This window comes from Eubacteriales bacterium (genome assembly GCA_041390245.1).
In the GTDB taxonomy this organism is placed as follows: Bacteria; Bacillota; Clostridia; order Christensenellales; family JAWKQI01; genus JAWKQI01.
On the sequence record JAWKQI010000003.1, the window covers coordinates 57,322 to 80,586 of the forward strand.

Below are 23,265 nucleotides of genomic sequence, written 5' to 3' on the forward strand. Positions count from 1 at the left end.
TTTGGATTATATAGAGGTTTTAATAAAAACCACTTTTCAGGCTGAAGACGCAGTATCCGAGGTATTGCTTGAAGCCGGCGCTGCAGGTGTCGTGATTAGAGATAATACCGACCCGAAGATAGATGACGATTGCATTGCCTTGGATGAAAAGAAAGATTTAAAAGACGGTGAGAGTTTAGTCAGCGCCTATTTTGCAGACGATGAAAAGATTTTAGACGTTATGAGTTTTATTAGAAACCGTTTGGATGAGATACGTGAAAGCGTCTTTGAGTTTGATTTAGGCAGCCTCAATGTTAATACTTCAAAAGTAAACGATTTAGACTGGGCAAATAGCTGGAAAAAATATTTTAAGCCTTTTAGCGTTGAAGGCGATATATTTGTAAAACCCACCTGGGCAGATTTTGATGCACCTGCCGGGAGTATAGTTTTAAATATAGACCCCGGGATGGCATTCGGTACAGGTACGCATGAGACCACTAAACTTTGTATAAAAGCGCTTAAAAAGCATGTTAAAAAAGGTGATACAGTGGCCGACATCGGCTGTGGGTCTGGTATTTTGGCTATTGCTGCTGCAAATTTCGGCGCGAAAGATATTTACGCTCTGGACAGGGATACGGCAAGTATAGACGCCGCTAAAAAAAACATTGAGATAAATGGTTTTGACAGTAGCATAAAGGTTATAAAATCAGATCTATTAAAGAATACGCCTAGCTTTAAGGCAGACGTAATAGTAGCTAATATAATTGCGGATATAATTATTAAGTTAAATAAAACAATAAAACCGTTTTTAAAAGAAGACGGAACTTATATAGTATCAGGCATAATCGCTGACCGGATGGATGAGGTAATTACTTCTCTTAATGAAAATGGATTTGATATACTAGATACTGACGAGATGGGAGAATGGCGAGTTATAACCGCAAAGAGAAAAGACAATGCATAGGTTTTTTGCAAAGATAGAAGATGGAAACGTAGTTTTTTCACCTGAAGAAGCTGCGCATATGAAAGTCTTAAGGATAAAAAATGGAGAACTAATCGCCGCATTAACGGATGAAGGGGAGTATACTCTTTTAGTCCGCGATATTATTGCCGGCGATTTTTCTATACTTGAGAAAAAGGAAGTTAAGGGTGTAACAGTAGCTGTTACCCTTTATCAGGCTTATCCAAAATCGGATAAGATGGAAGACATACTAAAGCATGGAGTTGAGCTTGGCGTTAAACATTTTCGCCCGTTTATATCAAAACGCTGTGTAAAACGCCCGGAAGATAATTTGGAGAGACTAAATAAAGTCTTAAAAGGTGCGGTTAAGCAGTGCGGCAGAGGTGATATGCCGGACATTGCGCACATTATGAGTATTAATGAAGTAGCGGATTCAATTAAAAAACATGATTTAGCTTTTGTCTGCTATGAGGGAGAGAAAACAGCCTCTATAAAGAACATATTAAAGGAACACGCTTTTGCACGGGATATAGGCATAATAATTGGCCCGGAAGGCGGTTTTGAAGAGGCGGAGATAAAGTTATTTTGCGAAAACGGCGCTCGCTGCGTTACTCTTGGGAAAAGGATTTTAAGGACGCAGACAGCTTCTCTTGCTGCCATTTGCGCTATTATGTATGAAAAGGGAGAAATGGGATGAAGGCCCGTATAATTACGCTTGGCTGCAAAGTAAACCAATACGATTCAGAAGCGTTTTTTAAAAGCCTAAAGAGCGAGGGCTTTGAGCTTGCCGGCAAAGGCGAGGAAGCGGACTTATATATAATAAACACCTGCACAGTAACTGCCGAGGCAGACAGAAAATCCCGCCAGACCATTTCGCGCATAAGAAGAGAGCATAAAGGGGCAAAGATCGTGGTAGCCGGGTGTATGGCGCAAAGAGACAAAGATACGGCCATGGAACTGGGTGCGGACATAGTTGTAGGCACTAACAACAGAAAGAACATAATCAAAAGCATAAAAGAGGCTTCAAATAATATAGAGAATATCCTTGAAGTTGATGATTTTGAAGAGATGTCGGCACTGCCGATGGAGCGTACGCGGGGGCTTATAAAGGTACAGGAAGGCTGCAACAACTTCTGCAGCTACTGTATAATACCGTATGTACGAGGGAAATCCCGTTCGAGGAGGCTTGAGTCTATCGTTAACGAGGCTAAGATGCTTAGGGATTTAGGTATAAAGGAAGCAGTCATAACAGGCATACATATAGATTCGTATAACAGGGATGGCAAGCGTTTGGCGGATGTAATTGAAGCGGTAGCGGATACCGGGATTGCCCGTGTGCGCTTAGGGTCGCTCCATCCGTGGGGGATTAATAAAGAGGAAATAAAACGTATTTCTAAGCTGCCTAATTTAATGGAGCAATTTCACTTATCCCTTCAAAGCGGAAGCGACGAGACGCTTATGCGTATGAGAAGAAAATATACGGCTTTAGAATATAAAGAATACACAGATTGTTTAAAAACGTATTTTGATATGCCGGCGATAACGACGGACGTGATCACAGGTTTTCCTGGTGAAAGCGAAGAGGAGTTTTTAAAAACGCTTGATTTCATAAAAGAAATAGGCTTTGCAAGAGTACATGTATTCCCATATTCTGAAAGGGAAGGGACGTATGCAGCCTCGCTTGAGGGCAAGGTCCCCAAAAATGTTCGTGCGCTGCGTGCGGCAAAAGCTATTTCAGTGGCAAAAAGTGTGAGTGAAGAGTTTATAAAAGGCCTTACCGGCAAAAGAGAGCAGGTGCTTATAGAGCAGGGCGGCAAAGGCTATTTAAGAAGGTATATTTTAACTCATATTAACGGGCAGGAAAACGAGATAATCCCTGTCGTTATTAAAGGTGCTAAAGACGGTGAAGCATTAACGGACCGCATATAAAAGCTTACATTAAAAGAAAATAAAAAACCTGTCTATATTAAATATGGACAGGTAATTTTTTGCATAAATTAATTTAAGAAAAGAGTTTAGTGTTTTCTTTTCCTCGCGGCTTCTGCCTTTTTCTTTCTTTTAACACTTGGTTTTTCATAGTATTCGCGCTTTCTTGTTTCGGCTATAACACCTTCTTTGGCGCACTTTCTCTTAAATCTCTTAAGAGCATTTTCAAGTGTTTCGTTTTCTCCTACGCGTATCTCAGGCATTTTCTCCCCTCCTCTCGTAGTGAGCGGTAAATAATGTCTTAAGTAAATAGGGGCTACATAAGACTTATGTATTATATAAAATTTAGCATGCTTTTGTCAACTGTAAAATTAGCCTGGAGGCCAAGCTAAGTCCCGCCCTCCGAGCATATGGAAGTGGATATGCGGCACAGTCTGCCCGGCATCTTTCCCGGTGTTTATGACTATGCGGTATCCGCCTTTATCGACATTTAAGTCTTTAGCTATTTTCTTAGCGGCAAGCATTACATAGGGCAGTACGGATACATTGTTTTCATTTAGTTCGTTTACAGAAGGTATATGCACTTTTGGGACTATAAGTACATGCACTGGCGCTTTTGCGTCTATATCATAAAATGCGTATACTTTATCGTCCTCGTATACTTTCTTGCTTGGTATTTCACCTTTTATTATTTTGCAAAAGATACAATCAGACATTTGTTTTTGTTCTCTCCTAAAATATATGAAACTACCATACCATTATATTTGTTTTTAAGTTTAGTATCAAGACCACTTTTGTTAAAAACGTCTTTTTTAAATTTAAAAAACATAAAATAACTTACGGAGGAATTTAAGCGGTGGGTAACGTTAAAAAGGACAAAAAGAGGGAAAAAAAGCATAAAAACATATTGGAACTTTCAGAGGAAGTGGTATATAAAAGCGTAAGGATGGTTTCGCTAGACGATAATAAGATCTTAATAGAAAACCATAGTGGGATAAAGGAATATACTGAAAAAAGTATCAGGATAGACAGCAAAAATATAAGCATTTTAATAAGCGGCGAAAAACTGACGCTGGAAAATTTGCAAAGGGACGATATAGCAATTAACGGGGAAATAAAAAGTATTGTTTTTGATAAAAAGGTAGGGGTATGAATTTATCGGAACTAATTTATAACGTCATTGGGTGCGTACATGTCAATATAATCGGTTTATCACTTGAAAAAGTGTTAAATGCCGCACTTGAAGCGGGAATCACATTAAAAAACGTCAAGCGCAAAAAGTATACGGTCATAGAGGCTTCCGTACCTTCATATCACATAAAGCGGCTTTTAAAACTTTCCGAAGAAAAGAAATTTGAAGTTGAAGTGATTTCTAAAAAAGGCGTGGTATATGCAGCGCGCCGCCGTAAAAAGCGCGTTTTTTTAGTTGCTTTTTTAATGTTGTTTGTAATCGCGGTCCTTTATTTATCCGGGTTTATTTGGGAGATAGATATAAACGGGCTTGAAACAGTCAGGTCGGATACTATCTGGGAACAGGTAAATGCTATGGGCATAAAGAAAGGCACGAAAAAAGCAGATATAGACTTAGACAAATTAGAAAACCAACTTATAATCCAAAATGATGAGATAGCATATGCCGGTGCAGAGTTTGAGGGAGTTAAGCTAGTTATAACGCTTAAAGAAAACATAATGCCGCCGGATCTTAGGGAAAAGGCTGTCAGCAATATAATATCGACTAAGGATGCGCTTATCGATGAAATAAAGGTGTACTCTGGCAGGGCAGAAGTTGAGGTCGGCCAGACTGTAAAAAAAGGGGATACGCTTATAAGCGGGCTTATAGTAGAAGAAAATAAGCCGGTGTTAAAGTTCGCATCTAATGCGGTTGTCATGGGAAGAGTATTTTATGTCGGAAGCGCAAAGGTCCCGTTAAAAGAAGAGAAAAGGGTACCGACAGGGAATGTAGTTAAGCAAAAATTTTTGACATTAGGTAATTTAGTGAGCAAGGTAGAATTTGACAATTCTTTTGAAAACTATGATATTACTTATGAAAATATCGCTGTACTTGGAGAAAATACAGCATTACCTGTAAAAATAATGATGGCAACGTTTACAGAAGTTGAAGTTCAAAGTATAATTAAGGATATGGAAGAAGTAGAAGGCGAAGCATCTGAGGATGCATATATGGAGGCGGCTAAGCAAGTGCCTGCTGATGCAGAATATATAAAGAGTAACTTTTACTTTGAAATAAAAGATGATTATTTGATTTGTGAATGTTATATTGAAACCAGGGAGAACCTAGTTGAATATAAATATCTTGAATAGACGAAAGGCGCAACAAAAATTATTAATGGAAAAGACAAATTTTAATACAGAGGAAATACAGCTAACTATACCACTGGAGGATATGCCAGCTGCACTGTTTGGTGCATATGATGAGAATTTAGAAGAAATTATACGTTTGTCTAAAGTAAACGTTCGCCAGACTAATGATGGGATTTTGCTAGCAGGAAATAAAAAAGATGTTTTAGAGGCAAAAAGCGCTATTGAATATCTTCTTAAAATGGTTAAGAAAAACCACGTCGTTGACATTATGGCGATAAGGTACGCTTTCTCAATGGACAAGGATGAAAAGGCCTCCGATGATTTAGGTGAGATGATTACAGATGTTTTGGCAGTTACGTACCGCGGGCGTAAAGTAAGGGCCAAAACGCTTGGGCAAAGGAAGTACGTAACTTCTATACGTAAAAATATAGTAACATTTGCAGAAGGGCCTGCCGGTACGGGGAAGACATACCTGGCAGTGGCGGCTGCTGTTGTCGCTATCAAGAAGAAAGAGGTAGAGAGGATAGTCTTAACCCGCCCTGCAGTTGAAGCAGGAGAGAAGTTAGGGTTTTTGCCAGGCGATTTGCAGGACAAGGTAGACCCGTATTTAAGGCCTTTATACGATGCGCTTTATGATTTTTTAGGCGCTGAAAATGCAAAGAAACTTTTGGAAAAAGGCGCTATTGAGGTTGCCCCTCTAGCTTATATGAGAGGAAGAACACTAAACGATTCCTTTATAATATTAGATGAAGCACAAAATTGCACAGCTGAGCAGATGAAAATGTTTTTAACAAGGCTTGGCGAAGGGTCTAAGATAGTTGTTACCGGGGATTTGACGCAGACAGATCTGCCAAGCGATAAAAAAAGCGGGCTTAGAAATGCTATGTCTTTATTAAAAGACATAGAAGGCATAAGTATGTTAAAATTAACAGCAAAAGACGTTGTAAGACATCACTTGGTTCAAAATATCATACGTGCGTATGAAAATAAGAAAGAGTAAAAGCAAGGAAAAATGAATCTGTTTAAATTTAAAAAAAGAAAGAAAAAACAGACCACTAAAAAGCCAAGGTTTAATAAACCAAGGCTTGCTATCCCGTTTATCTATATAACGATAGCTTTCGTAGCTTGTTTCTTTATCTTGGCAGTTGCATCTTCGCCGCAAAAATATGATATTACAGAAGGCGGAATTGCAAAGGTCACTATTACTGCGCCAAAGGATGTAGTCGATGAGATAGCAACGGAGGAGAGGCGCCAGGAAGCGATGGACAGCGTTTCTGACGTTTATAAGCAGGACGTTAACATAACCGACTCGGTGTTAGACGAGGTGGGTACCATATTTGAAGATGCAGAGACAGCAAGAAGCATGGCACAGCAATACTACTTAAGTGCACAGACTGATAATACCGATAACTTTGACCCAGGTAAAGTTAAATGGGAGAATTATTTAGATGCAGACAAATTAAGCGCTATCAGGGAAAAGATAAGTACGGATTTTAGCGACAGTGAATTGCTTAGTATTGCATCTGTTTCAAAAGATGATATTTTAAGTGTATCTAATTTTATAACGGATTTAATGAATACAGAACTAAAAACAGGGGTTCAGGACACAACAATAGACCAGGTAAAGGTTAACTTGATGTCCAAAGCGTCTCTTGAAAGTTTCGGCGACACACAGTTATCACTTGCAAATAAGGCGATAGCCTGTTTAGAGGTGAATTTTACTTATGATGAAGCTGCAACACTGGATCAGAAAGAAGCAGCTGCAGATAAAGTTTCAGCAGTTATATACAAAGAAGGGCAAAATATAGTTTCGCAAGGCGAGATCGTTACTGAAAACCAGTATGAGGTTTTAAAAAGCTTAGGTTATCTTGCCTCTACAGCTGACAATGTTACGCCTTATTTTGCGATTTTCTTATACGTTTTCATTTCTTATGTTATTTATGTAATTAGCATTTTCGCATATACTAAAGAGCTTTTTGACAACTTAAAGAAAATGTTGCTTATCTTGATAGTAGTCATTTTATCGTCTATATTGTCTGTCGCACTAAATAGTTTTGACTTATCTACTTTATCGGCATTTTTTGCCGTAATGATAATAAGCACGCTTGTATCGCCGAAGGCGGCAATGTGTACCTCTACGCTTTTGGCGCTTTTGATTTCACAAACAGCGGCAGGCGAAAATGGGTTTTTAGCTATAAAGACACTTGAAACAATGATAGCCATACTATCCGGGTCAGCTGTTATAATCGCATGTTTAAGAAGGCCAAGGCAGAGATTTTTATATATATCCGCAGGGCTTTTCGCAGGGGTAGTTCATATAGCTATCATATACATATTCAGCAAATCAAATCTTATTCAAGTAGATTTAGCTTCTGATATGCTGTTTGCGGTTGTAAGCGCCCTTGCTGCGGCGCTCCTGGCTATTGGGCTTATGCCGGTATTTGAAAATATCTTCTTAATAGCTTCTCCAGCCAAACTTTTAGAGATATTGTCTACCGAGCATGTCCTTTTGAAAAAGCTGCTGCTGGATGCGCCGGGCACATACCATCATAGTATTATAGTAGCCAACTTGGCTGAATCAGCGGCAGAAGCTATCGGCGCGGATACTTTATTAACGCGGGCCAGCGCTTATTACCACGATATAGGAAAGATTAAGGCACCACAGATGTTTGGCGAAAATCAAAAAGGGCAAAATCCGCACGACTTTTTAACGCCTAAAGAAAGTGCAGATGTCTTAAGGAGCCACGTAGATGAGGGAGCGGCGATATTAAAACGCTATAAGATGCCGATGGACATAATAGATGCAGCTAAACAGCATCATGGAAACACTGTCATGTCATACTTTTATGTAAAGGCAAAAGAGAATGGCAAAGAAGTTTCAGAAGAGGATTTTAGGTATAAGGGAGAAAAGCCAAAGACCAAAGAGATAGCCTGCCTGTTTTTGGCAGACAGCGTAGAAGCTGCCGTTCGGTCTTACGGGTATGCGGACATAGAAGATATATCAAGCGTAATATCAAAGGTAATGGATGCCAAATTCGACGATGGGCAGCTTGATTCTTGTGAGATTACAAGGCGAGACCTATCCCTTATAAAAGATGCATTCATAAGATTTTATGAGGGAATGTATCATGTGAGGATAAAGTATCCGGGACAGGAAGAAAATAATAATGAGGCATAAGATAAATGTAAACAAAGGGTTTTTTAAGTATAGATTTATTATTAAACACTCTTTAAAAAAGACTCTTAAGGAAGAGAATATAGTATTTAGGACTGAGACAAACGTTATAATATGTTCAAATGATGAGATAAGGGATCTAAACAAACGATTTCGAGGGAAAGACGTTTCAACAGATGTTCTTTCTTTCCCGGCAAATGAACTTACGTGTAAGTTTTTAGAGGCGGCAAGAGATGGACAAGCGCTTGATTTCGATTTTTCAACAAAGCGCTTTTATTTAGGAGATATAGCAATATCTTTGGACAAAGCTAAAGCACAGGCGGCTGAATACGGCCATTGCCTAAAGCGTGAACTAGCTTTCCTGACAATTCACGGGACGCTTCATATATTAGGCTATGATCATATTAAAGATAAAGATGAGGGGGAGATGAGAGAAAGGCAACGTAAAATACTTAAAAAGCTAAGGATAAAGAAATGACAAAATTTTTAAAAAGATTAGGAGTATTTTAAAACATGGATTTAAAAGAACTTATAAAAGCAGCAAAGTATGCGAGCAGAAATGCATACGCTCCATATTCTAAATTTAAAGTAGGTGCAGCAGTTTTAACAAAAGACGGAAATGTGTTTACGGGCGTAAACGTTGAAAATGCATCTTTTGGTGCAACTATATGTGCGGAGAGAGTTGCGGTTGCTTCGGCAGTCAGTGCTGGGAAACGGGAGTTTTCAACACTAGTTATTTATACAAAAGACGGTAAAGTATATCCGTGCGGCATCTGCCGGCAGTTTTTAGCAGAGTTTGGGGATTTTGACATAATCCTTGCAGATGACAGTGGAAGAAATACCGAATGTAAATTAAGCGAACTTCTTCCAAATGCATTTTTAAATTTTTAAGAAAGTTTTTTAAAACTATGGAACAAAGTACGAAAGAAAAATTTTACTCTGGGTTTATAACGATTTTGGGCAGCCCTAACGCAGGCAAATCTACACTTATAAATGATATAATCGGTACCAAGGTGGCTATAGTTACAAACAAGCCGCAGACTACGAGAAATGTCATTCAGGGAATCTATTTAGATAAAGACTGCCAGATGGTATTTTTAGATACGCCTGGGCTGCACAACCCAAAGAATAAGCTCGGAAAGTATATGATGAGATCCGCAAACGAGAGTATAAAAGATATCGATGCGGTTCTTTATGTTATAGATGTAAAATCCGGTGTTCGGCAAAAAGATATAGAAAACATCATCGGGTATAATGTTCCTTTAGTTATTGCCTTAAATAAAACTGACCTGGTTTTAAGTGAAAAGATTAAAGAAGAAAAGGAAAAATTAAAAGGGCTAAGCCAGATAAATAAAATATTTGAAATAAGCGCTTTAAAAAACGAAGGTATAGACGACCTTATTTCCTGCCTTAAAAAATACATGCCGGAGGGGCCTAAATATTATGACGACAATATGTATACGGATAGGCCAGAGATGTTCATAGCGGCTGAGATGATACGCGAAAAGGCGTTTTTGGCTCTTGAAAAAGAGCTGCCGTATGGTGTCGGTGTTGAGATAGAGAAAATATCTTTTAGAGAAGATAAAGATATAGTAGACGTCTGCGCCGTAATATATTGCGAAAAGAAATCCCACAAGGGAATGATAATAGGCAAAAAAGGTGAGATGCTTAAAAAAATTGGCTTTTTAGCAAGGTCAGATTTAGAGATGTTGTTTGGCCAGAAAGTTTACCTTGAGCTTTGGGTTAAGGTAAAAGAAGATTGGCGCAACAAAGATTCTATTTTAAAGTTGCTGGGGTATGATTAAGGGTTTTTAAGGAAAATTTTCAAAAATATCCTCATTTTAACTGCAATAATTTTGTGTATTTTACGAAAGCTATTTTTAAGAGGTGCTTTATGATTAATGGCGTTGAGAAAAATACTTGGAGACATTTTGAAAAAACAGGTCTAGTTGAAAGTTATATATTATATAAGATATTTAAAGAAGGGGAGTAAGGGATCTTTTGGAAAAGCTGCTTTGTATGGTCTTAAAAACGGCCGATTACAAAGAAAGCGATAAGATGCTGACGCTTCTTTGCCCGGAAAAGGGAAAGATGTCCGCTCTGTCTAGGGGCAGTAAAAAGGCGGGCTCGATATTACGGGCAGGAACGCAGCCTTTTACCGTTGCAGATTTTTATTTAAATAAACGTGCCGATAAATATTACGTTACACATTGCGACGTAGTCGATTCTTTTTATTCACTAAGTAAAGACGTTACTTCTTTCGCCTTTGCTTCTTTTGTTGCAGACATATGTTTAAACGTATCAGTTGAAGGCCCGTCTGAGAGGTTATTTTCGTTAGCAGTCAATTCACTTTATTCTGCGAAAAAAGAAGGGGCAGATATATACAAGTTGTTTTTATACTTTTTAATAAAGATAACTGATATTTTGGGATACAGGCCCAGCCTTAATTTTTGCGCAGTCTGTGGCGGAAAAGGAAATACATTTTTTAGCGCGGCATCCGGAGGAGTTGTCTGTGAAAAGTGCAAGGGAGAAATAAAAGATTTAGTTAAGATATCGCCGGAAATTTTAACGGTGATATGTGAGGTTTTATCGACTCCGCCAAAGCACATGGAAGAGATAATTATCAAGGAAGAAGTAAGGGCGAAGCTAAAACTGATATTTTGCAATTATTTAGAAAGTATACTTGATTTTACGCCGAAAAGCATGAAATTTTTATTAAGTATTATAAAATAGTCCATAAAAACAGCCAAAACATATAAAATCGGATTGAAATTTTGACTAAACGAGTGTAAAATGTATAAACAGTGAACACACACGTGCCCATTTTTTGTGCACTAAAAAGAGATAGGAGGAAGGATTTATATGTCCCACAAGTATGTTTACCTCTTTAGTGAGGGAAATGCAGAGATGAAAAATCTGCTAGGCGGCAAAGGTGCAAACTTGGCAGAAATGACATGTTTGGGCTTGCCAGTACCACAAGGCTTCACAGTATCAACTGAAGCATGTACAAGATATTATGAGGATGGTCAGAATATTGCAGAAGACATTAAGGAACAGATCGATAAGGCTTTAATTATAGCTGAGGAAATCAACCAGAAGAAGTTTGGTGATCCGGAAAACCCATTCTTAGTTTCAGTCCGTTCAGGAGCCAGGGCTTCTATGCCTGGAATGATGGACACAATATTGAACTTAGGTTTAAACGATACTACTGTTCTTGGAGTAGCTAAATTAACTAATAACGAAAGATTTGCATATGATAGTTATCGTCGTTTTATCCAGATGTTCTCAGACGTTGTTATGGGTGTAGAAAAGCCGTTATTTGAGGGTATTTTAGACGACGTTAAAGAGGAAAAAGGCGTTAAACTAGATACAGAATTAGATGCCAATGATTTAAAAGAAGTCGTTAAACGTTTTAAAGTTTTATATAAAAAAGAGAAAGGGGAAGATTTCCCTCAGGATCCAATCACTCAGCTTTATGAAGCAATAAAAGCTGTTTTCCGTTCCTGGGACAACCCGCGTGCTATAGTATACCGCCGCTTAAACGATATACCTAGCAGCTGGGGAACTGCAGTTAACGTACAGGCAATGGTATTCGGAAACATGGGAAATGATTCCGGTACAGGCGTTGCATTTACAAGGAACCCTGCAACAGGCGAAAAGAAACTCTACGGCGAATTCTTAATGAACGCACAGGGCGAAGACGTTGTTGCCGGTATCCGTACACCTCAATCTATCGCACAACTCGGCGAAACTATGCCAGAAGTATACAATCAGTTTGCTAATATAGCAAAAACACTCGAAGATCACTACCGTGACATGCAGGACATGGAATTCACAATTGAACGCGGAAAATTATTTATGCTTCAAACACGTAACGGAAAAAGAACAGCCGCTGCTGCTCTTAAAATAGCCGTTGATTTAGTTGCCGAAGGTAAATTATCTAAAGAAGAAGCATTGTTAAAAATCGAACCAAAACAATTAGACAGCTTGCTTCATCCGACATTTGACACAGCTGCACTTAAAAAGGCAACGCCTATTGCAAAGGGCCTGCCGGCTTCTCCTGGAGCTGCTTGTGGCAAACTTTATTTTACAGCTGCTGATGCTGTTGATGCTGTTAAAAATACGGGCGCTAAGGTCGTACTTGCCCGTCTTGAGACTTCACCTGAGGATATCGAAGGTATGAATGCTGCCCAAGGTATTTTGACAGTCCGCGGTGGTATGACTTCTCATGCTGCTGTTGTCGCACGTGGTATGGGAACTTGCTGCGTCGCCGGCTGCGGTGAACTTATCATAAAAGCAAAAGAAAAGACTCTTACAACTGCTGCCGGAAAAGTCTTTAAAGAGGGAGACTACATTTCACTTGACGGTTCAACAGGAAATGTTTACGGTGAAAAGATCGATACAAAACCTGCTGAATTAACAGGCGACTTTGGAGAGATAATGGGCTGGGCCGATGACGTTAGAGTACTAAAGGTCCGCACTAATGCTGATACACCTCATGATGCTGCTCAGGCTGTGAAATTCGGAGCTGAAGGCATAGGCCTTTGCAGAACAGAGCATATGTTCTTTGAAGAAGACAGGATTTTAGCTATGAGGGAAATGATAGTATCTTCAACAGTAGAACAGAGGAAAGCTGCACTTGCTAAACTGCTTCCTATGCAAAAAGAAGACTTCAAAGGTATATACAAGGCTATGGAAGGCCGTTCGGTTACCATACGTTTCTTGGATCCACCGCTGCATGAGTTCGTTCCTACTGATGAAAAAGACATAATAGAATTATCAAAACAGCTTGGAATTTCTGTTGAGAAGTTAAAAAATACTATAGATTCGCTGCATGAGTTCAACCCGATGCTCGGGCATCGTGGCTGCCGTCTTGCTGTTACATATCCTGAAATTGCTGAAATGCAGACACGCGCTGTTATAGAGGCTGCTATTGAAGTCAACAAAGAAGCGAAATTAAATGTTGTTCCGGAAATCATGATTCCGTTGGTTGGCGAAGAAAAAGAGCTTAAGTATGTAAAAGACATAGTAGACGAAACAGCTAAGAAAGTCATGGCTGAAAAGGGCGTTAAAATCGATTATATGGTTGGAACCATGATAGAAGTACCTCGTGCTGCTTTAACTGCAGATGAGATAGCAAAACACGCTCAATTCTTCTCATTTGGAACTAATGACTTAACTCAGATGACTTTTGGCTTCTCACGTGATGATGCAGGCAAGTTCCTGGAAGATTATTACATGAAGAAGATATACGAGTCTGATCCATTTGCTAAACTAGACCAGATCGGCGTTGGCAAACTCGTTAAAATGGCTGCTGAACTCGGTAAAAAGACAAGACCAGATATCAAACTCGGTATCTGCGGTGAACACGGCGGAGAACCAGCTTCGGTTATATTCTGCCATAACGTAGGTTTAAATTACGTATCTTGTTCGCCTTACCGCGTACCTATCGCAAGATTAGCCGCAGCACATGCTGCTATATTGGCAAAAAAGTAAGTTAATAAAAAATTAAAAAATCGTTAAGACGGCAAAAAGCTAAACATGGCTTTTTGCCGTCTTATTTTACAAATAAGGCCTATGTTAATTAATAATTTAATATATATTTATCGCGTAAATTGTTGGTAAAATATATAAATTAAATATAAAAAATTAAAAAACTATTGATTTTTTTTTAAGCGCAGTATATAATTTGCTTAAACTTAGAATAGGTTTAATGAGAGGATAATAAAAAGTATCTTTAATGAAGTTGACATTTAAGACGTTAAGGTTATGCTTATTCTAGGTTGTTATATTTCTCTTAAAAGTTATTTATTAAAATTGTATATTAACAAGGATGTTATTATGCCAATTAAAATTTGGGCATATAAACATAGAACAATAATTTTTTGGAGGTGCGTATGAAAAAAATTATTAGCCTTATAGTTGCTATGTTAATGTTAGTAGCTATATTCGCAGCTTGCGGATCAGAGGAAACCCCAGATACTTCTACATCAACATCTGATGAGACAGTAGCAGGTCCTTTTGATGACGTAGAACCATTAGACGAAGAGGTCGACATTAGAGTTGCTACATTAAGCGGCTTAAATTTCGGCATTATTCCTTACTTAATCGATGAACTTGGTGGATTTGAAAAAGCTAATATTAATTTTGATGGCGTTGGACAAGTTTACGGCAATGGATCAACTTTAATCGAAGCTGCAAGCTCTTGGGATGTTGGTACAAGTGGACTTGGCGGTATGATGACTGGTACAATCAGCAAAGGCTGCATCCAGACAGCTTTAACAAATAAAGTCGATGGCGGCACATTCTTCTGGGCACAGAAAGATAGCGCTATTGCTCAAGCTGGTATTTCCAACATTGGTGGAACAAAAGAGATGTACGGAACGGCTGCAGAGTGGAAAGGCCAGGAAATTTATTATCCAAAAGGCACAACTCTTCATTACGTTTTAGCAACAGCTTTAGGAAAAATGGGATTAACCCTTGAAGATGTTAAATCAACTCAGATGGATGTTGCAAGCGTTAACACAGCTTTAAGAGCTGGAACTTGTCAGGTCGGCGGAACATGGGGCAGTTTAAGCTTTGCTTCCGACATGACAGAATTATTTGTTCCTGTAGTAAGTGCAATGGATGTTGGATGTCCGCTTCCTGCAGCAATGTATTGGAATCCTACGTTTTATGCAGAACATTACGATGCAGTTGTTAAGTTTGTAGAATTGTACTTTAGAGCTGTAGACTGGATCTATGAAAATGAAGACAATGCCAGACAGTTCCTTGACGTTTGGGATGCTTGGAATATCGACAACGGTATCAATGTGGCCCCTGAAGTTAATGCTAAATATCTAATAGATGCTGAAAGCAGATTTTACTCTTTAAAAGAGTCTTATGACTTTTTCAAACAAACAGTTACAGCTTCTGACGGAACATCAATGACTGGTTATGAATTACAGACATATGAACCATTGAATTTCTTAGTTTCAGTTGGAAGCTTTAAAGAAGATTCTCTTGCAACATTCTTAGATGACAAGTGCAAGGGCGATGCAGTTATTGATGTATATGAAAACTTGTTCCAAGGCAGAGATACATATGGTTCAGGCATCGCTTGGCTGGATGACTTCGAATATTAATCTTTTAGTACACTTATAATTTTAAGTTGGAAAATCATGATTTTCCAACTTGGAATTACTAAGAAAGGGGGCCATATCTATGGCAAAGTATGAAATTATTACGAAAAGGGACTTTACTCCTAATGAAATCGCAAAATATATAGATCATTCACTTCTTTTTGCATATTCTAGCAAAGATGATGTTATCAAATTTTGTAATGATATTAAAGAATACGGTTTCATTGTGGGGTATGTTAATTCGGTATTTGTAGACCTCGCTGTAAAAGAGTTTAAAGGTCACAATATATCGGTTGGATCCTCTATCGCCTTTCCGTGGGGAACTGTCCCCACAGAATTGAAAGTTGCTGAAATAGAATATGTCCTCAAAAAAGGTGCTAAAAATGTTGATTTTGTTGTACATATCGGCGCAATTAAAGCAGCGGACTGGGATACAGTCCATTATGACATCGGTAGCTGCGTAAAAGCCGCAAAGAAATTTGGTGCGGCGGAATGCAAAGTCGTATTGGAAAATTGCTATTTAACCGATGAAGAAAAGGTAAAGGCTGCTCTTATTGCTAAAGAGGAGGGTGTAGATTATTTAAAAACCAGCACAGGATTTGGTAGTGGAGTATGGACGGTACCGGATGTACGGCTACTAAAAAAGACCGTTGGAACTGATGTAGGTATAAAAGCGGCAGGTTCGGTTCCTGATTATGACTCTGCGGTAATGCTCTTAAATGCTGGAGCAAGCAGGCTGGGAACCAGATTCGGTATTGAGATACTTAAGACAGCTCCTGGCTGGAAATAAGAATATAACTATATAAAATTAAACTACTCGTTTGTATTTAACACTAATAAAATAGGCGCACCCCAAGCTGGCATATAAATATTGTGAATTACTTAACATAATTTACGGTATTGCCTGCTGGTAAATTAAAAATACTGCCCTTAAAGGGCAGTATTTTTAATTATAACTATATTCTTTCCCCAACAATCACAATAATGTTTGCGCCTTTGTGTTTTCAGTATTAACTTTTACTTATCATAACATATATGTGCATATATTTTAATATATTATTTTAGTTGCATTCATGCAACAAAAACATTGACAATTAAAATATAAACTATTAACATATAATTAAAAAGTCGCAATTATGCTATAAAATAAGAGGGTATGAAATTTCTGATTTTTATTTCTTTTAAAAGCTAGTTTTTAATGTTACTTAATAGTGAGGATGTTATTATGCCACAAAATTTCAGGCATATAAACATAAAAAACAAATTTTTTGGAGGTGTATTATGAAGAAAATTATCAGCCTTATAGTTGCTATATTAATGGTAGTAGCTATGTTCGCAGCTTGTGCAGCAGAGGAGGGAGAACAGTCATCTAGCTCACCTTCTGGGTCTGAAGAAACGGTAGCAGGCCCATTTGATGATGTAGAACCATTAGATGAAGAAGTTACAATCAATATAGCTTCATTAAGTGGTATGGCATATGGTGTTATTCCATACTTAATCGATGAGCTTGGCGGATTTGAGAAAGCTAATATCAGCTTTGACGGCGTAGGGCAGGTTTACGGCAATGGAGCAACTTTGATAGAAGCTTCGAATTCCTGGGACGTTGCCACAACGGGCCTTGGCGGTATGATCGGTGGCACGACAAGTAAAAATTGCATTCTGAATTCTTTAACGGTAAGAGATGAAGGTTGTACATTCTTCTGGGCACAAAAAGATTCTGCTATAGCTCAAGCTGGCATTTCCAATTTAGGTGGGACAAAAGAAATGTACGGAACAGCTGCAGAGTGGAAAGGCCAGGAGATCTATTATCCAAAGGGTACAACTGCACATTATGTTTTAGCAACGGCTTTAAACATAATGGGACTTACTCTTGAAGACGTAAAATCAACTCAGATGGATGTCACAAGCGTTAATACAGCTATGAGGGCAGGTACTTGTGAAGTTGGCTGCATATGGGGAAGTTTGGCTTTTGTTCCCGATATGAAAGAATTATTCGTTCCTGTAATTGGCGCAATGGATGTTGGATGTCCGCTTCCTGCCGGTATGTACTGGAATTCTACGTTCTATAAAGAACACTACGACGCAGTTATCAAGTTCATAGAATTATACTTTAGAGCCGTAGATTGGGTTTATGAGAATGAAGATAATGCAAAGTATTTATTAGATGTTTGGGATGACTGGAACAGTGAAAACAGTGTTAACGTAACAGCGCAAGTAAACGCTCAATACCTAATCGATCCAGATAGCAGATACTATTCTTTAAAAGAAAATTACGACTATTTTAAAGAGACAACAACAGCTTCTGACGGTACGGAGATGAGCGGTTTTGAAAACTTGACGTATGAGCCATTGAAGTTTTTAGTATCAGTGGGAAGTTATCAAGAAGGAACCCTTTCCGCATTCCTAGATAACAAGTGCAACGGCGATGCAATTAAATACGTATATGAGAATTTGTTCCAAGGTAAGGATACGTATAAGACAGGTATATCATGGCTTGAGGATTGGGAATACGAAGAATAATAAATATTAAAAGAGGAGGCCTAATTTATGGCAAAATATGAGATTATTACAAAAAAAGATTTTACTCCTGCTGAAATAGCGAAGTATATCGACCATTCGCTTCTTTTTGCTTATACAAGCAAGGACGACGTTATTAAATTTTGTAACGATGTTAAAGAATATGGTTTTAATGTAGCATGTGTTAACTCTATATTTACAGAACTCGTCGTAAAGGAACTTAAAGGTTATGATGTAGTGGTTGCAACTACAATTGGATATCCTTGGGGGTCTATTCCTGCCGAAGTAAAAGCAGCTGAGATGGAATATGCTGTTAAGAAAGGTTCTAAGACACTGGATTTTGTTGTACATATCGGTGCAATTAAAGCAGCAGACTGGGACGCTGTTCATTATGATATGGGTACTTGCGCAAAGGCTGCCAAGCGATTAGGCGTGGAATGTAAGTCTATTTTAGAGACCTGCTATTTGACAGATGAAGAAAAGGTGAAAGCCGCTTTAATTGCCAAAGAAGAAGGTGTGGATTATGTAAAAACCAGTACGGGCTTTGGAACCGGGATGTGGACTTTTCCAGACGTTAGATTATTGAAAAAAACGGTTGGTACAGATATGGGTGTTAAAGCCTCCGGTAAGGTTGCTGATTATGATACTGCAGTTATGTTGTTAAATGCCGGCGCAAGCAGACTTGGAACCAGATTAGGTATCGAAATCCTTAAGACAGCTCCCGGCTGGGAATAAGACTAAGCAAATGCTACCCGGTATACCGGGTAGCATTTGTAAGCAAAACAAGAGGTGAGTATATTGGTATTTGAAAGAATTTTTATACAATTTCCTACAAAGGTAGAATTTGGCCCGGGGAAAATAAGCAAGCTTGGGCATTTGGGTAAGCAATATGGCAAAAAAGCATTTATTGTAATGGATCCGTTCTTTAAGAGCTCAGATATTGCCAATAACATATTTAAAGATTTATACGCCAATGATGTTCAAATTGTAGAGAATTACAATGCAAAACCAAATCCACGATATACTGATATAGATAAAGCTGCCCTCCTATGTATAAAAGAAAAATGTGATTTTGTAGTTGCTCTGGGCGGAGGCAGCGCTATTGATAGTGCCAAAGCTATCGCTCTTGTAGCAAACAACGGGAAATCTAGTTGGAGCTATACTGCAAGGGAAAATGAGTATGTTGAAGTACCAAATAATCCGGGACTTCCCGTTATTGCAATCCCCACCACTTCGGGTACCGGATCGGAGGGCACTATTTATTCCGTAATCAATAATCCAAAAGAACACCGGAAATGCGGAATCCGTAATCTATATATGTACCCTGCGCTGGCGATTATAGATGCGGAAATTATGGCAGGAATGCCCCGTATGCTTACAGCAATGACGGGAATAGATACATTTGCACATGGATTTGAATCGTATACCAATAAAAATGCAACTAAATTTTCTGAGATGACGGCGATGGAATGTATGCGTTTGTTTGCTGAAAACATTGAAGAATGCTGCTTTAATGGGAAGAATATAGAAGCACGAAACAATATGGCATTTGCAAGCCTTCTAGGCGGCATATCTATTTCACACAGCCCTACAACTATCGGCCACATATTAGGGCAATCGTTAAGCGGCCGTACCGATGCACCGCATGGAGGTAGCATCGCATGTTGTCTGGCACAAATCATTAGATGGACACTACCATATGGAATGGAAAAGTTAGCTAAAATTGCAGAACTATTTGATCGTTCGCTTATCTGTAAATCTACAGAAGAAAAAGCTAGGCGATTACCAGATATTTTGTCTGATTTATTTGAAGATATATTGGGGCAAAAGGTTACTATGGGTACATACGGCCTTAAACAGGAGGAAACTGATAGTTTTGCTGAGTTCATATTTAATAGTTACCAGGGCGATTTCAAAAATTATCTTAAAATGCCTACTAAAGAAGATATCAGCTATTTGATTAAGCAATGTATGGATTAAAGGTTTTTTATAAAAAAATTATTTTAGTGAATTTTAATTTAGTATTTTATTAATAATATAGACGCACCTCATACAGGCGTAAAAATATGGTGAACTGCCTAACATGGTTTGCGGTATTCCCTGCTGGTAAATTAAAAATACTGCCCGTAACGGGTAGTATTTTGATATACAAATATTAATCTTAAAAATATATGATCATCCTTCTAACTACACCTATAATTTTAACCGTGCCATCTTCAAATTCAGATTTATTAACGACGATAGGGTCATAATTTGGATTGTTTGGCTGTAGTATAACTACATCGCCCTTTTCGAAATAGCGCCTTAAAATGGCATCGTTTTTACCTATGATGCAAACAACAATTTGGCCGCTAGTCGCATAATTTTGTTTGTGAACCAATACTAGGTCGTTTTCGCGAATACGAGCGTTAATCATGCTGTCATCATTTGATTGAAAGGCGATAAAATTTTCTGGTTTATCTACGTCGAACATTCCATATCCTTCAATACACTCGCTTTGCTTATTTGGGTAGTCGGAGTTAATATGCCTGCAAATAGGTATTTCGTGAAAATGATTAGGCCCGATTTTCTCTAATTTATTGTCATCATTTTCCCATCCCATGATATACACCAGTGTGGTATTGAGAACTTTAGAAATAAGTAATAACGTATCAATCGGAATTTTTTCTATGTCGCCATTTTCGTATCTGAAAATTGTAGACCTAGAAACTCCGAGTAATTTTCCTAGTTCATCGGCACTAATACCAAGCTCTTTTCTTTTTTTGCTTATTCTTTCCCCAACAGTCACAATAATGTTTTCGCCTTTGTGTTTTTAAGTTATAAACTTTTCCTTATTATAACATATATGTGTATATATTTAAATATATTATTTTTTTCGCATATATGCGACAAAACTATTGACAATTAAATAATTAGCTATTAACATATAATTAAACAGTCGCAGTTACGCTACAAAGGAGGGGAGTGACAGTTCTGATCTTTTTTTCTTTTAAAATCTAATTTTTAATTGTACTTAACAGTAAGGATGTTATTATGCCATTTAAAATTTAGGCATATAAACATAAAAAAACAAATTTTTTGGAGGTGTATTATGAAGAAAATTATTAGCTTGATAGTTGCTATACTGATGTTAGTAGCTATATTTGCAGCTTGTGGCGCAGAGGAAGAACAACCATCTAGTTCACCATCAGATTCTGAAGAAACAGCAACCGGCCCCTTTGACGATGTAGAGCCTTTGGACGAGGAAACTGAGCTTGATATTGCTACAGTTACTGGTATAGGGTATGGCGCTGTTGTCTATATGATTGATGAACTTGGCGGATTTGAAAAAGCTAATATTAAATTTGACGGCGTAGGACAGGTTTACGGCAATGGATCAACATTAATGGAAGCTGTAGATTCATGGGGCGTCGCGTTGACCGGTATGGGAGGTATGATGACTGGCACGATCAGTAAAGGCTGTATTCAGACTTCTCTAACATCTAAGGATACTGGCGCTGTAGCATTTTATGCACAGAAAGATTCTGATCTTGCAAATGCTGCTATTTCAAATGTAGGCGGGACAAAAGAACTGCACGGAACAACTGCAGACTGGAAAGACCAGGAGATTTATTATCCTAAGGGCACAACTCTCCATTATTGCCTGGCACTGGGTTTAAACAAATTGGGATTAGACTTTGAAGATATAAAGTCAACTCAAATGGATGTTCCAAGTATTAATACAGCCATGAGGTCCGGGACTTGTGAAGTCGGCGGATTATGGGGAAGTTTCACTTTTGTTGATGATATAGATGATTTGTTTGTTCAAGTCATGAATGCCAAAGATGTTGACTGCCAGCTTCCTTGTGCAATGTACTGGAATCCTACTTTCTACAAAGAAAATTATGATGTAGTTCTTAAGTTTACTGAATTATATTTCAAATGCGTAGACTGGATTTATGAGAATGAAGATAATGCAAGAGCGTTTGTTGAAAAATGGGATGAATGGAATGTAGACTGCGGTGTTAACGTACCGGCTGATGTTACGGCTAAATACTTTGCTGATCCTGACTGCAGTTTCTATACAATAAAAGAAGTCTACGATTTATTTAATAAGACAGTTACAGCAACTGACGGTGTGGAAATGACTGGCTTTGAAAACATGACATATGAGCCTTTAAAATTCCTGATATCAGTTGGAAGCTTCCAAGAGGGTTCTCTTGAAACATTCCTAGATGATAAGTGTAACGGAGATGCAGTTAAATATATATATGAGAATATATATCAGGGTACAGTAGACAGTTATGCTGACGTTGACTGGCTCGATGACTTTGAGTATTAATAATTAGACTTGGTTAAGAAGCTTAAAAACTAGTCTTAATTAGCTTTTTAAGCTTCTTACAAGCTTTTAAATTTAAGGTTTTTAAAAAAATTAAAAGGAGATTATATCTATGGCAAAGTATGAAATTATCACGAAGAGAGATTTTACTCCTGCAGAAATCGCGAAGTATATTGATCACTCGCTTCTTTATGCGCAATCTACAAAGGATGATGTTATTAAATTTTGTAACGACATTAAAGAATATGGTTTTATCGTGGGGTATGTTAACTCGGTTTTTGTGGAAATGGTCGCAAAGGAGCTTAAGGGTTACGATGTATCGGTTGGGTCTTCAATTGGCTATCCGTGGGGAAGTGTACCTACAGAATTAAAAGTAGCTGAAATAGAGTATGCTGTCAAGAAGGGCGCTCAAAATGTTGATTTCGTCGTACATATTGGTGCGGTTAAAGCAGCAGACTGGGATGCTGTTCACTATGACATCGGTAATTGTGTAAAGGCTTCTAAGAGATTAGGCGTACGTGAATGCAAAGTTATACTAGAAAATTGCTATTTAACTGATGAAGAAAAAGTTAAGACTTGCCTTATTGCTAAAGAAGAAGGCGTAGATTATGTAAAGACAAGTACAGGATTTGGCGCCGGCAATTGGACGGTACCAGATGTCAGGTTGATGAAAAAAACTGTAGGTACCGATGTAGGCGTAAAAGCTGCGGGTTCGGTCCCAGATTATGATACTGCAGTTATGTTATTAAATGCCGGTTCGAACAGAATAGGTACTAGATTCGGCATTGAGATTCTAAAGACGACCCCTGGCTGGAAATAGCATTTATTATAATAGCGGGGCAGAATTTATTATCTTGCGTTTACTTAAGTAATACATACGCACCCCAAGCAGGCATAAAAATATCGTGACCTATCTATCATATTTACGGTATTGTTTGCCGGTATT

At 38.2% G+C, this 23,265-nt stretch carries 22 protein-coding genes; 19 read left to right on the plus strand and 3 right to left on the minus strand.

Features of this window, described 5'->3' with window-relative positions:
* Window position 1: 1 nt before the first annotated feature.
* Genes prmA through mtaB form a run of 3 tightly spaced genes read left to right on the plus strand, consistent with a single transcriptional unit; the run spans window position 2 to window position 2,869 of the window.
* A complete protein-coding gene (gene prmA, locus R2876_04610) occupies window positions 2-943 on the plus strand; it encodes a 50S ribosomal protein L11 methyltransferase (GenBank protein MEZ4357896.1) in 942 nt (313 codons plus the stop codon).
* Window positions 936-1,637 carry an RsmE family RNA methyltransferase gene (locus R2876_04615; GenBank protein ID MEZ4357897.1) on the plus strand — a complete coding sequence of 234 codons (702 nt, stop codon included), beginning with the start codon at window positions 936-938 and terminating at the stop codon, window positions 1,635-1,637. Before prmA ends, R2876_04615 begins: the two co-directional genes overlap by 8 nt.
* Window positions 1,634-2,869, plus strand: a complete 1,236-nt coding sequence (gene mtaB, locus R2876_04620; protein MEZ4357898.1) for a tRNA (N(6)-L-threonylcarbamoyladenosine(37)-C(2))-methylthiotransferase MtaB — start codon at window positions 1,634-1,636, stop codon at window positions 2,867-2,869. Before R2876_04615 ends, mtaB begins: the two co-directional genes overlap by 4 nt.
* 86 nt (window positions 2,870-2,955) lie before the next feature.
* On the opposite strand, the gene rpsU is transcribed toward mtaB, so the two are convergent.
* Together rpsU and R2876_04630 are read right to left on the minus strand one after the other, a co-directional pair.
* Entirely contained in the window at window positions 2,956-3,129 is a 174-nt protein-coding gene (gene rpsU / locus R2876_04625; protein ID MEZ4357899.1) for a 30S ribosomal protein S21, read from the minus strand.
* A 108-nt stretch (window positions 3,130-3,237) separates the two neighbouring features.
* Entirely contained in the window at window positions 3,238-3,582 is a 345-nt protein-coding gene (locus tag R2876_04630; GenBank protein MEZ4357900.1) for a histidine triad nucleotide-binding protein, read from the minus strand.
* Between the two features lie 140 nt (window positions 3,583-3,722).
* On the opposite strand from R2876_04630, the gene R2876_04635 reads away from it, so the two are divergent.
* The 14 genes from R2876_04635 (at window position 3,723) to R2876_04700 (ending at window position 19,981) form a co-directional block, all read left to right on the plus strand.
* Complete coding sequence (locus R2876_04635) at window positions 3,723-4,019, plus strand: YabP/YqfC family sporulation protein (protein ID MEZ4357901.1); 297 nt, start codon at window positions 3,723-3,725, stop codon at window positions 4,017-4,019.
* On the plus strand, window positions 4,016-5,188 hold the full coding sequence (locus R2876_04640) for a sporulation protein YqfD (protein ID MEZ4357902.1): 1,173 nt from the start codon (window positions 4,016-4,018) through the stop codon (window positions 5,186-5,188). The genes R2876_04635 and R2876_04640 overlap by 4 nt, the downstream gene beginning before the upstream one ends.
* Window positions 5,189-5,213: 25 nt before the next feature.
* The gene (locus R2876_04645) at window positions 5,214-6,188 is read left to right on the plus strand and encodes a PhoH family protein (GenBank protein MEZ4357903.1); all 975 of its coding nucleotides are present in this window, start codon (window positions 5,214-5,216) and stop codon (window positions 6,186-6,188) included.
* Window positions 6,189-6,200: 12 nt separating this feature from the next.
* Window positions 6,201-8,366 carry an HDIG domain-containing protein gene (locus R2876_04650; protein MEZ4357904.1) on the plus strand — a complete coding sequence of 722 codons (2,166 nt, stop codon included), beginning with the start codon at window positions 6,201-6,203 and terminating at the stop codon, window positions 8,364-8,366.
* Window positions 8,356-8,841 carry an rRNA maturation RNase YbeY gene (gene ybeY, locus R2876_04655; GenBank protein ID MEZ4357905.1) on the plus strand — a complete coding sequence of 162 codons (486 nt, stop codon included), beginning with the start codon at window positions 8,356-8,358 and terminating at the stop codon, window positions 8,839-8,841. The genes R2876_04650 and ybeY overlap by 11 nt, the downstream gene beginning before the upstream one ends.
* Window positions 8,842-8,876: 35 nt before the next feature.
* A complete protein-coding gene (gene cdd, locus R2876_04660) occupies window positions 8,877-9,254 on the plus strand; it encodes a cytidine deaminase (GenBank protein MEZ4357906.1) in 378 nt (125 codons plus the stop codon).
* Window positions 9,255-9,271: 17 nt separating this feature from the next.
* Entirely contained in the window at window positions 9,272-10,168 is an 897-nt protein-coding gene (gene era, locus R2876_04665; GenBank protein MEZ4357907.1) for a GTPase Era, read from the plus strand.
* Between the two features lie 214 nt (window positions 10,169-10,382).
* Window positions 10,383-11,096, plus strand: coding sequence for a DNA repair protein RecO (gene recO / locus R2876_04670; protein ID MEZ4357908.1), 714 nt, complete (start codon window positions 10,383-10,385; stop codon window positions 11,094-11,096).
* A 129-nt stretch (window positions 11,097-11,225) separates the two neighbouring features.
* Window positions 11,226-13,859, plus strand: coding sequence for a pyruvate, phosphate dikinase (gene ppdK, locus R2876_04675; protein ID MEZ4357909.1), 2,634 nt, complete (start codon window positions 11,226-11,228; stop codon window positions 13,857-13,859).
* A 401-nt stretch (window positions 13,860-14,260) separates the two neighbouring features.
* Window positions 14,261-15,487 (plus strand): ABC transporter substrate-binding protein, encoded by a 1,227-nt coding sequence (locus R2876_04680; GenBank protein ID MEZ4357910.1) that lies wholly within the window; start codon window positions 14,261-14,263, stop codon window positions 15,485-15,487.
* A gap of 79 nt (window positions 15,488-15,566) precedes the next feature.
* Window positions 15,567-16,274: a deoxyribose-phosphate aldolase gene (gene deoC, locus R2876_04685; GenBank protein MEZ4357911.1), complete on the plus strand. Its 708-nt coding sequence runs from the start codon at window positions 15,567-15,569 to the stop codon at window positions 16,272-16,274.
* Window positions 16,275-16,765: 491 nt separating this feature from the next.
* Window positions 16,766-18,004: an ABC transporter substrate-binding protein gene (locus tag R2876_04690; GenBank protein MEZ4357912.1), complete on the plus strand. Its 1,239-nt coding sequence runs from the start codon at window positions 16,766-16,768 to the stop codon at window positions 18,002-18,004.
* 27 nt (window positions 18,005-18,031) lie between these two features.
* Window positions 18,032-18,736 carry a deoxyribose-phosphate aldolase gene (gene deoC / locus R2876_04695; GenBank protein ID MEZ4357913.1) on the plus strand — a complete coding sequence of 235 codons (705 nt, stop codon included), beginning with the start codon at window positions 18,032-18,034 and terminating at the stop codon, window positions 18,734-18,736.
* A gap of 63 nt (window positions 18,737-18,799) precedes the next feature.
* Window positions 18,800-19,981, plus strand: coding sequence for an iron-containing alcohol dehydrogenase (locus R2876_04700; protein ID MEZ4357914.1), 1,182 nt, complete (start codon window positions 18,800-18,802; stop codon window positions 19,979-19,981).
* A gap of 181 nt (window positions 19,982-20,162) precedes the next feature.
* Here R2876_04700 and R2876_04705 read toward each other — a convergent pair whose 3' ends face one another.
* Window positions 20,163-20,603 carry a S24 family peptidase gene (locus R2876_04705; protein ID MEZ4357915.1) on the minus strand — a complete coding sequence of 147 codons (441 nt, stop codon included), beginning with the start codon at window positions 20,601-20,603 and terminating at the stop codon, window positions 20,163-20,165.
* Between the two features lie 489 nt (window positions 20,604-21,092).
* Here R2876_04705 and R2876_04710 point away from each other — a divergent pair, with 489 nt between their 5' ends.
* Together R2876_04710 and deoC (R2876_04715) are read left to right on the plus strand one after the other, a co-directional pair.
* Window positions 21,093-22,322, plus strand: a complete 1,230-nt coding sequence (locus R2876_04710; protein ID MEZ4357916.1) for a hypothetical protein — start codon at window positions 21,093-21,095, stop codon at window positions 22,320-22,322.
* A 109-nt stretch (window positions 22,323-22,431) separates the two neighbouring features.
* The gene (deoC, locus tag R2876_04715; protein MEZ4357917.1) at window positions 22,432-23,139 is read left to right on the plus strand and encodes a deoxyribose-phosphate aldolase; all 708 of its coding nucleotides are present in this window, start codon (window positions 22,432-22,434) and stop codon (window positions 23,137-23,139) included.
* Window positions 23,140-23,265 lie beyond the last annotated feature (126 nt).

What these genes read in the sequence shown, in the direction of transcription:
- R2876_04640 (MEZ4357902.1), top strand. Translation starts at nt 4,016, where the DNA reads ATGAATTTATCGGAACTAATTTATAACGTCATTGGGTGCGTACATGTC.
- R2876_04645 (MEZ4357903.1), top strand. Translation starts at nt 5,214, where the DNA reads ATGGAAAAGACAAATTTTAATACAGAGGAAATACAGCTAACTATACCA.
- R2876_04710 (MEZ4357916.1), top strand. Translation starts at nt 21,093, where the DNA reads ATGAAGAAAATTATTAGCTTGATAGTTGCTATACTGATGTTAGTAGCT.
- ppdK (MEZ4357909.1), top strand. Translation starts at nt 11,226, where the DNA reads ATGTCCCACAAGTATGTTTACCTCTTTAGTGAGGGAAATGCAGAGATG.
- R2876_04680 (MEZ4357910.1), top strand. Translation starts at nt 14,261, where the DNA reads ATGAAAAAAATTATTAGCCTTATAGTTGCTATGTTAATGTTAGTAGCT.
- R2876_04650 (MEZ4357904.1), top strand. Translation starts at nt 6,201, where the DNA reads ATGAATCTGTTTAAATTTAAAAAAAGAAAGAAAAAACAGACCACTAAA.
- mtaB (MEZ4357898.1), top strand. Translation starts at nt 1,634, where the DNA reads ATGAAGGCCCGTATAATTACGCTTGGCTGCAAAGTAAACCAATACGAT.
- era (MEZ4357907.1), top strand. Translation starts at nt 9,272, where the DNA reads ATGGAACAAAGTACGAAAGAAAAATTTTACTCTGGGTTTATAACGATT.
- deoC (MEZ4357913.1), top strand. Translation starts at nt 18,032, where the DNA reads ATGGCAAAATATGAGATTATTACAAAAAAAGATTTTACTCCTGCTGAA.
- deoC (MEZ4357911.1), top strand. Translation starts at nt 15,567, where the DNA reads ATGGCAAAGTATGAAATTATTACGAAAAGGGACTTTACTCCTAATGAA.
- recO (MEZ4357908.1), top strand. Translation starts at nt 10,383, where the DNA reads ATGGTCTTAAAAACGGCCGATTACAAAGAAAGCGATAAGATGCTGACG.
- R2876_04615 (MEZ4357897.1), top strand. Translation starts at nt 936, where the DNA reads ATGCATAGGTTTTTTGCAAAGATAGAAGATGGAAACGTAGTTTTTTCA.
- ybeY (MEZ4357905.1), top strand. Translation starts at nt 8,356, where the DNA reads ATGAGGCATAAGATAAATGTAAACAAAGGGTTTTTTAAGTATAGATTT.
- R2876_04705 (MEZ4357915.1), bottom strand. Translation starts at nt 20,603, where the DNA reads ATGGGATGGGAAAATGATGACAATAAATTAGAGAAAATCGGGCCTAAT.
- R2876_04630 (MEZ4357900.1), bottom strand. Translation starts at nt 3,582, where the DNA reads ATGTCTGATTGTATCTTTTGCAAAATAATAAAAGGTGAAATACCAAGC.
- rpsU (MEZ4357899.1), bottom strand. Translation starts at nt 3,129, where the DNA reads ATGCCTGAGATACGCGTAGGAGAAAACGAAACACTTGAAAATGCTCTT.
- R2876_04690 (MEZ4357912.1), top strand. Translation starts at nt 16,766, where the DNA reads ATGAAGAAAATTATCAGCCTTATAGTTGCTATATTAATGGTAGTAGCT.
- deoC (MEZ4357917.1), top strand. Translation starts at nt 22,432, where the DNA reads ATGGCAAAGTATGAAATTATCACGAAGAGAGATTTTACTCCTGCAGAA.
- cdd (MEZ4357906.1), top strand. Translation starts at nt 8,877, where the DNA reads ATGGATTTAAAAGAACTTATAAAAGCAGCAAAGTATGCGAGCAGAAAT.